Source organism: Allobosea sp. FG18 (assembly GCF_057809495.1).
Genome location: NZ_JBMDKB010000024.1, coordinates 81,821 through 90,350, shown reverse-complemented (window position 1 = coordinate 90,350; position 8,530 = coordinate 81,821). Strand labels below are relative to the sequence as shown.

The window sequence follows — 8,530 nt, the reverse complement described above, 5'->3', positions numbered from 1 at the left end:
GAAGACTGATCACGGTTCCCAATCGCTGCCGGGAGCCTTGGGAACCGCCATGTCCTTGTTTTTCAAGGTGATAGCAGTGGCGGTTCCCAGGTTCCCGAGTTCCCAAGCAGTTTTGGCATACCGGCGCGAGATCGCAGCCTGCGGGAGATTGTCGCGAAAAGGGGGGCGAAATCCCTCTGGGAACCTGGGAACTTGGGCACCCCCTTGCGGCAGGAACGCGGAGGCGGTGCTTGGTCGTGCGAATAGCGAACGCAGCCCGCGCTCACCCCTCGTCGATCATGCCGATGACCATGTCCTCGACCAGGACAACGTCAACAACATCGTCGCGCCGCATGCTCCCGGCGACCGTGCCTCCAGGCTGGATTCGTGCCTCGCGAAAGCGGTCCTAAAAACCGGTCCTAAAGCCGGTTTCCAGTAGTCCTAAAAACGGCAAATTATCGAGGAAAATCAAGGGCTGGCGCGGTCTACGGGAGTCGAACCCGTCTCCCCAGCGTGAAAGGCTGGTGTCCTAACCGATAGACGAAGACCGCTTTGCCGCGAACCGCTGGGGTTCGTGCCGAAGCGGGGCGAGGTATAGTGGCAGGCTTCCCGCTCCGCAAGCACCCGTTCACAAGAAAATAGCCGGCAGCGCGTCAGACCGGGCGCGCGAGATCGAGGATGCGCAGTTCCGCCGTCTCCCGGCCGCCCCAGCGATTGAGCGAGAGCGTCGCCGCGAGGTGCACCATCTCGCCACGCGCGGCGAACAGGGCCTGGCCAAGCGGCTCCTGCGCCGCCCGGAAGGCGATGCCCCCGATACTGGCGCCGTCGCCGGAACGCAGCTTGATGCGGACATGGCCGCCAGTACCGATCTCGATCGCGTCGGTCAGGCGATGCGCCGGGAAGACGAAGACCGGCTCCGGACTGCCGGAACCAAAAGGGCCGGCCTTGTCGATCTCGGCGAGAAGACGAGGCGTCGCACCGCCCGCGCTGAGCGCTGCGTCAATCAGCAGCGCCTCGGCATCGCCGGCCGCCTCGACCTCGCGCTGAAGATGCGCGTTGAGGAAAGCGTGGAAGGCACCAGCCTGGCCGGACGCCAGCGTCACGCCCGCCGCCATGGCATGGCCGCCGCCCTTGACCGCATGCCCTGCCTCGACGGCCGCGCGCACCGCTCGTCCGAGGTCGACACCAGCGACCGAGCGGCCGGAGCCGGTCGCGCCACCCTCCCCGTTCAGCGCCAGTGCGAAGGCTGGACGGCGGAAGCGCTCTTTCAGCCGGGCCGCGACAAGGCCGACGATGCCGGGGTGCCAATCGGCGCTGCCGGCGAGCAGGACCGGCAGCTCGGCCGTGCCGGCGAGCTCGTGCTCGGCCTGCGAGACCGCTTCCAGCACGGCGAGGCGCTCGATCTCCTGCCGCTCCTGATTGAGGCGGTTGAGCTCGGTCGCGATGGTGCGCGCCTCGACCTCGTCATCGGTCAGCAGCAGGCGCGCGCCCAGCGCGGCATCGCCGATGCGCCCGCCGGCATTGATGCGCGGGCCGAGCAGGAAGCCGAGATGCCAAGGCTGTATCGGCCCGTCGAGGCCGGAGACGTCCATCAGCGCGGCGAGGCCCGGCCGCGCCCGGCTGCGCATCATCGCCAATCCCTGTCGGACGAAGGCGCGGTTGAGCCCCTGCAAGGGCACGACGTCGGCAACCGTCGCGAGCGCGACGAGATCCAGCATCGCCAGCAGGTCGGGTTCTCCACCGCGCGCCGCCCAATGGCCCTGCCGGCGTAGGGTCCGGCTCGTGGCGACCAGTGACAGGAAGACGACGCCAGCGGCGCAGAGGTGGCCGAGACCGGACAGGTCGTCCTGCCGGTTCGGATTGACCAGCGCCTCGATGGCGGGCAGCCGCTCCGGCGCCTGATGGTGGTCGAGCACGACGACATCGAGACCGAGACGGCGCGCCTCCGCCAAAGGCTCCTCGCTGGTCGTGCCGCAATCGACCGTGACGAGCAGGGTCGCGCCCTCGCCCGCCAGCATGCGGATCGCCTCGCTGTTGGGGCCGTAGCCTTCGATCAGCCGGTCGGGGATGTGGATGCGCGGGCGTGCCCCGCCCTGCGTCAGGAAGCCCGCGAGCAGCGCCGAGGAACAAGCGCCGTCGACGTCGTAATCCCCGAAGATCGCGACGCGCTCGCCGCGCATCGCCGCCTGTGCCAACCGGGCAGCGGCGGGTTCCATGTCCGTGAGGATGGCCGGGTCCGGCAGCAGGTCGCGCAGCTTCGGCTCGAGAAAGAGCGCGGCCTCGGCCGGCTCGACGCCGCGCGAGGCGAGCAGGCGCGAGAGGATGTCGGAGAGCCCTTCACGCTGGGAGAGCGCCTCGGCCCGGCCGAGGCCCGCCGTATCGAGGCGATCGCGCCAGGGACGGCCGAGGGCCGAACGGGTCACGCCGAGAAAAACACGGGACTGCTGCACCAGACTCATCGTGCCAACGGCGTCGCCCATAGCGGGCGCGAGGTCAACCGGCGTCGAGCTTGGCCGGGCCCGGCAGCCCCGCCATACTGCATGCAAGCGCCCGGCAAAGCGCGCCTCACCCCCCCGATCCCGCGCATGGACCATCGATCGCGGTCAGGCTCACCATCCTGACGCGGAAATCACCGGGCGCGTTGATGACGAACCTGTCGTCGCGTGGGCCGGACGATGGAGGCGAGCCGGGGCTCTATGCCGCCGGCCTCGGCTGCGGCGTGGATGGCTACCGGGCGCAGGAAGGCACCCTCCTTCGGCGGCTGCACCTTCTCGGGCCGCATCGCCGGACGAGCGGCGGCGGGGGCTGTGATTTGATTTCCTCTCACGTCATCCCGGACAAGCCGCGTCAGCGGCACCGATCCGGAATCCATGCCTGAACCGTTCCGGCATGGATCCCGGGCCTTCGCTTCGCTACGCCCGGGATGACCGTGTGAGCAAAGTACTCAGTCGAGCTGGAACTTCGAGAGCTCGCGATGCTCGCCATAGATGCGGCGGACCGTGCCGGTGATCGAGCGGTAGACCAGCGTCTCGGTCTCGATCACGTCCTTGCCGAAGCGCACACCGGAGAGCATGCCGCCATCGGTGACGCCGGTGGCGCAGACGATGACGTCGCCCGAGGCCATTTCCGACATGTCGTATTTCTTGTTGGGGTCCGTGACGCCCATGCCCGCGGCACGCACGCGCTTCTCCTCGGTGTCGAGGATGAGACGCCCCTGCATCTGGCCACCGACGCAACGCAGCGCCGCCGCAGCGAGCACGCCTTCCGGCGCGCCGCCGATGCCGAGATAGAGGTCGATGCCGGTCTTCTCGGGCTGGGTGCAGAAGATCACGCCGGCGACGTCGCCGTCGGTGATCAGGCGGATCGAGCAGCCGGTCTTGCGCACTTCCTCGATCAGCTTGGCATGGCGCGGGCGGTCCATGATCAGCGTCGAGATCTCGCTCGGCTTCACGCCCTTGGCCTTGGCCAGCGCATTGATGTTGTCGGCCGGCGAGGCATCGAGATCGATGACGCCCTGCGGATAGCCCGGGCCGATCGCGATCTTGTCCATGTAGACGTCAGGGGCATAGAGCAGGCTGCCGGCGCCGGCCATCGCCATCACGGCGATCGAGCCGGGCATGTCCTTGGCGCAGAGCGTGGTGCCCTCGAGCGGATCGACCGCAATATGTACCTTCGGGCCCTGCTTGTTGCCGACCTTCTCGCCGATGAAGAGCATCGGCGCCTCGTCGCGCTCGCCCTCGCCGATGACGATCTCGCCGTCGATCGGCAGGCGGTTCAGTTCACGGCGCATCGCGTCGACCGCGGCCTGGTCGGCCGCCTTCTCGTTGCCATGGCCGCGCCAGCGGGCGGCGGAGACGGCGGCGCGCTCGGTGACGCGCACGAGCTCCATCGAGAGATAGCGCTCGATGATCTGGTCGGGGGAGATGCGGAGATCGACGGACATGAAAAGAGTCCCCTTGCAATGAGTTTGGCAGGTATGGCCGGTCAGGCCTGTTCCCGCTCTATGCGGATGACTTGCGGCGGTTCCGCGACATGGCCGTCGGCGGTGACCTTTTCGAGCGCGGCGCGGATCGTGGTTTCGCTCGTGGCATAGGTGATGAGCACGACCGGAACCGGCTCGCCCGAGCGGCCGCCGGGATCGCGCGTCGCGGCCTCGGGCGAGCGGCGCTGGACGATGCTCTCCAGCGAAATATCGGCTTCGGCCATCCGGGTCGCGATGGCGGCAGCGGCGCCGGGGCGATCGGCGACCGCGAGACGGACATAGTAGCCGCCCTCATGGCGCTGCATCGGGGCGCGCTTCGCCTCTTCCAGGCGGGAGACGGGCAGGCCGAAGGGCAGGCCGGCGGTGCCGCGCGCGACGTCGGCGATATCGGCGACGACGGCCGAGGCCGTCGGGTCGCCGCCGGCGCCGGGGCCGACCAGCGTGATCTCGCGGACGGCGTCGGCATCGACGCTGACGGCATTGAGCACGCCCATGACCTGCGCGATCGGAGAGGATTTCGGCACCATGGTCGGGTGCACGCGCTGCTCGATGCCGGTCTTGGTGCGCTCGGCGACGCCAAGCAGCTTGATGCGATAGCCGAGATCGTCGGCCATCTTGAGGTCGAGCGGCGTGATCGCGGAAATGCCTTCGACATGAATCGCTTCGGCGTCGATCTTCGTACCGAAGGCGAGGCTCGTCAGGATCGCGAGCTTATGGGCGGTGTCGAAGCCTTCGACGTCGAAGGTCGGGTCCGCTTCGGCGTAACCGAGGCGCTGGGCGTCCTTCAGGCAGGCCTCGAAGGTCAGGCCCTCCTGCTCCATGCGCGAGAGGATGTAATTGCAGGTGCCGTTGAGGATGCCGGAGATGCGGCTGACATTGTTGCCGGCCAGCGCCTCGCGCAGGGTCTTCACGATCGGGATGCCACCGGCCGAGGAGGACTCGAAGGCGAGCGCCACGCCCTTGCTTTCGGCGAGGTCCGCGAGCGCGACGCCGTGCGCGGCGAGCAGCGCCTTGTTGGCGGTGACGACATGCTTGCCGGCCGACAGGGCCGCCTCGACGGCCGCCTTGGCCGGGCCGTCCGAGCCACCGATCAATTCGACGAAGCAGTCGATCTCGTCCGACTTCGCCAGCGCGACCGGATCGTCGAACCAGGAGAGCCCGCCGAGATCGATGCCGCGATCGCGATTGCGGTCGCGCGCCGAGACGGCGGTGACGCGGATCGTTCGGCCGCAGCGCGCCGCCAGCGCGTTTTCCTGTCGACGCAGGATGCGCAAGGTGGAGGCGCCGACCGTGCCGAGGCCGGCAAGTCCGATGCGCAGGGGCTGGGAGGCAGGCGAAAGGGGCACGCTGGTCATGCGCGCGGCGTCGCATGAGGCGGGTTTCGTGTCAACGAGGAAGCACCGCCGCGCCCGCCAGATGCCCGCGCGGCCACAGGAGCGCTGCCATAATGGCGCGCATAGGCGCGGGAGAAGGCGGCAGCGCTGCCGTAACCGACCTGCCGCGCGACCGTCTTGATCAACCCGCCGCGCGCAAGTGCCCGGCGCCCCAACGCGAGGCGCCAGCCGTTGAGATAGGAGATCGGCGGCACCCCGACGATCTCCGCGAAGAGCGTCATGAAGCGCGTACGGGACAGACCGACAAGTCCGGCAAGATCGCCAGCCTGCCAGTTGCGCTGCGGCTGCTCGTGAATCGCGACGAGAGCGGGATAGATGTTGGGGTGCGCGAGCCCCGCCAGCAGGCCGGCATCGGCGGCCCCCGCCTCGATCGCATGCCGCAGGACCATGAGCAGGGCGAGGCGGCCGAGATAGTCGACCGCGAGCGGCGCGCCGCAGCGCCCCGCCTCCAGCTCCGTCACGAAGCCTTCGGCCACGGTCGACAATGCCGTGCCCGGCAGCAGCGGGACGAGCAGCGGATCGGGTATGGCCCGCATCAGAGGATTGGCGCTGCTCTCGAAATCGATATGCGCCGCGGCGCGTGTTGCGGTGAGGACGTCATGGGCACGGGTGCCGAGAGCGATGGCGGGCACCCCGCCGGCAGCAAGACCGATCACCATGTTCGCGCGCTCGCCCCCCGCCGGACGGAGCGGAACGACAGTGAGCGAGAACAGGCGAAAGAACACGGACAGCCGATCGCGCGGCGACCCTGAACCTTCGATCATGTTTTCTGAACCATCCATGACTTTAAATCTGACAACCTCCGCTTCATTAGGCAAGAGGAGTTCGCCATGCCCCATCCCCGTCAACCCGCCCCCGCACTCCACGTCGATACCGTCGCACATGGTCCGTTCGATCTCGCGGCCCAGAAGCCCGAGCGCTTCACGCTGATCTGCTATTATCGCGGCCTGCATTGCCCGATCTGCGCAACCTATCTGCGGGAGCTCGAGCGGCTCGTCCCGGATTTCGCTCAGCGCGGGGTCGAGACGATCGCCATCAGCAGCGACGAGGCTGATCGTGCCCGGCAGATGGCGGAAAAGATCAACGCCTCCGGCCTGCGCATCGGCTACGGGCTCGATCTCGCCAGCGCGCGCGCCTGGGGGCTCTACATCTCAGCCACACGCGGCAAGACCTCCATCGGTATCGAGGAGCCTGCCCTGTTCTCGGAGCCCGGCGTCTTCCTCGTCCGCACGGACGGCACGATCTACTATTCGTCCGTCCAGTCGATGCCCTTCGCGCGACCGGCCTTCTCCGAACTGCTGCAGGCGCTCGATTTCGCGATCAAGAACGACTATCCGGCGCGCGGCGAGTATACCGGCCCCGTCTGACGTTCCGTATGGGAGCGCGTCGCCGTCCTCAGCCGAAATGGCAGACGACTTCGGCGGCGACGCGCTTCACCTTGCCGTCCTCGAAACCGAGATAGATGCGCAGCAGGTTGGTGCCGAAGGCGGTCGCCTTGATCGTGTGCAGCGCCTCGATCGTCGCCCCTTGCGAAACGGTGCTGTTCTCGACGGCAGGAGTCCAGAACCACGGTTTGGGCGGATCGATCGTTATCTCCGAGAGCGCGCGCTCGGCATCGGCCCGGCCGGTCCCGATCGGAATGTAGCGGGTGACGATCTCGGTCGCGTCCCGGGCGCATTCGCGGCCATTGGTGACGGCCAGCACATCCGAGACCAGGGCCGAGCGCGTCTGCGGGATGCGGCCCCTCGAATAGTCATAGGTCGCGACGAGGCAGATCAGCGCGAAGACGGCGAAAGCGACGCCGAGCAGACGGCCTTTGCGTGACATGGAAGCGAGCCCCGGGCGCGATGCGGAGCCATCCGTCCGCATCGCATCGGTTCCCATGTTTTGCAGGCGCGGTCCAGAGGCATGCGATGCCGCAGCCGCCCCGCCCTACCCCGCCTTCGGCATCTGGATGACGTTGTGCAGCGTCGTGTCGGCGCCCTTGAGGAAGCGGCCGATGTTGCGCGCGGCCTGGCGGATGCGCTGCTCGTTCTCGACGATGGCGATGCGGACATAGTCGTCGCCATGCTCGCCGAAGCCGATGCCCGGTGCGACCGCGACCTCGGCCTTCTCGATCAGCAGCTTCGAGAATTCCAGCGATCCGAGATGGCGGAACTTCTCGGGGATCGGCACCCACGCGAACATCGAGGCTTCCGGCGCCGGGAACTCCCAGCCGGCCTTGCCGAAGCTCTCGACCAGCGCGTCGCGGCGCTTGCGGTAGATATCGCGCATCTCGCGGATGCAGTCGTCGGGCCCGTTGAGCGCGGCGGCCGCCGCGACCTGGATCGGCGTATAGGCGCCGTAGTCGAGATAGGACTTCACCCGCGCCAGCGCCGCGAGCAAGCGCTCGTTGCCGACGGCGAAGCCCATCCGCCAGCCGGCCATCGAGAAGGTCTTGGACATCGAGGTGAACTCGACGGCGACATCGATCGCGCCCGGCACCTGCAGCATCGAGGGCGGCGGGTTGCTCTCGTCGAAATAGACCTCGGCATAGGCGAGGTCGGAGAGCAGGATCAGTTCATGCTTCCTCGCGAAGGCGACGAGGTCCCGGTAAAAGTCGAGCGAGGCGACATAAGCCGTCGGGTTCGCCGGGTAGCAGGTGACGAGCGCGATCGGCTTGGGCACCGAATGCATCATCGCACGCTCCAGCGCCGGGAACATCGCCGGCGTCGGCTCGGCCGGGACGGAGCGAATCACCCCACCCGCCATCAGGAAGCCGAAGGCGTGGATCGGGTAGCTCGGATTCGGCACCAGCACGACATCGCCCGGTCCGGTGATGGCCTGCGCCATATTGGCGAAGCCTTCCTTCGAGCCCAGCGTCGCGACAACCTGCGTGTCGGGGTTCAGCTTCACGCCGAAACGGCGCTCGTAATAGTTCGCCTGGGCGCGGCGCAGGCCGCCGATGCCCTTCGAGGCCGAATAGCGGTCGGTGCGCGGCTTGCCGGCGGTCTCGACCAGCTTTTCGATGACGTGCTTCGGCGCCGGCAGGTCGGGATTGCCCATGCCGAGGTCGATGATGTCGACGCCCTTGGCGCGCTCGGCGGCCTTGATCTTGTTGACCTGTTCGAAAACGTAGGGCGGCAAGCGCTTGATACGGTGGAAATCGGTCATCTCGAACAGGTCCTCGGCCGCC

General features: G+C 67.9%; 8 protein-coding genes and 1 tRNA gene. 2 read left to right on the top strand and 7 right to left on the bottom strand.

Features of this window, described 5'->3' with window-relative positions:
- Positions 1–455: 455 nt before the first annotated feature.
- Positions 456–530: transfer RNA gene (locus ACODTJ_RS23885), tRNA-Glu, on the bottom strand.
- A gap of 102 nt (positions 531–632) precedes the next feature.
- Positions 633–2,459 carry a single-stranded-DNA-specific exonuclease RecJ gene (gene recJ / locus ACODTJ_RS23880; protein ID WP_488850278.1) on the bottom strand — a complete coding sequence of 609 codons (1,827 nt, stop codon included), beginning with the start codon at positions 2,457–2,459 and terminating at the stop codon, positions 633–635.
- A 164-nt stretch (positions 2,460–2,623) separates the two neighbouring features.
- Here recJ and ACODTJ_RS23875 point away from each other — a divergent pair, with 164 nt between their 5' ends.
- On the top strand, positions 2,624–2,857 hold the full coding sequence (locus ACODTJ_RS23875) for a hypothetical protein (protein WP_454657390.1): 234 nt from the start codon (positions 2,624–2,626) through the stop codon (positions 2,855–2,857).
- Between the two features lie 66 nt (positions 2,858–2,923).
- Here ACODTJ_RS23875 and glpX read toward each other — a convergent pair whose 3' ends face one another.
- From glpX to ACODTJ_RS23860, 3 genes are read right to left on the bottom strand one after another with little or no spacing between them, the layout of a single operon-like run.
- Positions 2,924–3,922 (bottom strand): class II fructose-bisphosphatase, encoded by a 999-nt coding sequence (gene glpX, locus ACODTJ_RS23870; protein ID WP_454657391.1) that lies wholly within the window; start codon positions 3,920–3,922, stop codon positions 2,924–2,926.
- Positions 3,923–3,963: 41 nt separating this feature from the next.
- On the bottom strand, positions 3,964–5,316 hold the full coding sequence (locus ACODTJ_RS23865; RefSeq protein WP_454657392.1) for a homoserine dehydrogenase: 1,353 nt from the start codon (positions 5,314–5,316) through the stop codon (positions 3,964–3,966).
- A complete protein-coding gene (locus tag ACODTJ_RS23860) occupies positions 5,313–6,119 on the bottom strand; it encodes a helix-turn-helix transcriptional regulator (RefSeq protein WP_454657393.1) in 807 nt (268 codons plus the stop codon). The genes ACODTJ_RS23865 and ACODTJ_RS23860 overlap by 4 nt, the downstream gene beginning before the upstream one ends.
- Positions 6,120–6,185: 66 nt before the next feature.
- Between ACODTJ_RS23860 and ACODTJ_RS23855 the strand changes: the two genes are divergently transcribed.
- Positions 6,186–6,722 (top strand): peroxiredoxin-like family protein, encoded by a 537-nt coding sequence (locus tag ACODTJ_RS23855; protein ID WP_454657394.1) that lies wholly within the window; start codon positions 6,186–6,188, stop codon positions 6,720–6,722.
- A gap of 28 nt (positions 6,723–6,750) precedes the next feature.
- Here the strand turns inward: ACODTJ_RS23855 and ACODTJ_RS23850 are convergent, their stop codons facing one another.
- Together ACODTJ_RS23850 and ACODTJ_RS23845 are read right to left on the bottom strand one after the other, a co-directional pair.
- Positions 6,751–7,182, bottom strand: a complete 432-nt coding sequence (locus tag ACODTJ_RS23850; RefSeq protein WP_454657395.1) for a hypothetical protein — start codon at positions 7,180–7,182, stop codon at positions 6,751–6,753.
- A gap of 105 nt (positions 7,183–7,287) precedes the next feature.
- On the bottom strand, positions 7,288–8,508 hold the full coding sequence (locus ACODTJ_RS23845; protein ID WP_454657396.1) for an LL-diaminopimelate aminotransferase: 1,221 nt from the start codon (positions 8,506–8,508) through the stop codon (positions 7,288–7,290).
- Positions 8,509–8,530: the final 22 nt, after the last annotated feature.

Excerpts from the sequence above, each read along its gene's own strand:
- recJ (WP_488850278.1), bottom strand. The coding sequence starts at position 2,459 with ATGGGCGACGCCGTTGGCACGATGAGTCTGGTGCAGCAGTCCCGTGTT.
- ACODTJ_RS23875 (WP_454657390.1), top strand. The coding sequence starts at position 2,624 with ATGACGAACCTGTCGTCGCGTGGGCCGGACGATGGAGGCGAGCCGGGG.
- glpX (WP_454657391.1), bottom strand. The coding sequence starts at position 3,922 with ATGTCCGTCGATCTCCGCATCTCCCCCGACCAGATCATCGAGCGCTAT.
- ACODTJ_RS23865 (WP_454657392.1), bottom strand. The coding sequence starts at position 5,316 with ATGACCAGCGTGCCCCTTTCGCCTGCCTCCCAGCCCCTGCGCATCGGA.
- ACODTJ_RS23860 (WP_454657393.1), bottom strand. The coding sequence starts at position 6,119 with ATGATCGAAGGTTCAGGGTCGCCGCGCGATCGGCTGTCCGTGTTCTTT.
- ACODTJ_RS23855 (WP_454657394.1), top strand. The coding sequence starts at position 6,186 with ATGCCCCATCCCCGTCAACCCGCCCCCGCACTCCACGTCGATACCGTC.
- ACODTJ_RS23850 (WP_454657395.1), bottom strand. The coding sequence starts at position 7,182 with ATGTCACGCAAAGGCCGTCTGCTCGGCGTCGCTTTCGCCGTCTTCGCG.
- ACODTJ_RS23845 (WP_454657396.1), bottom strand. The coding sequence starts at position 8,508 with ATGACCGATTTCCACCGTATCAAGCGCTTGCCGCCCTACGTTTTCGAA.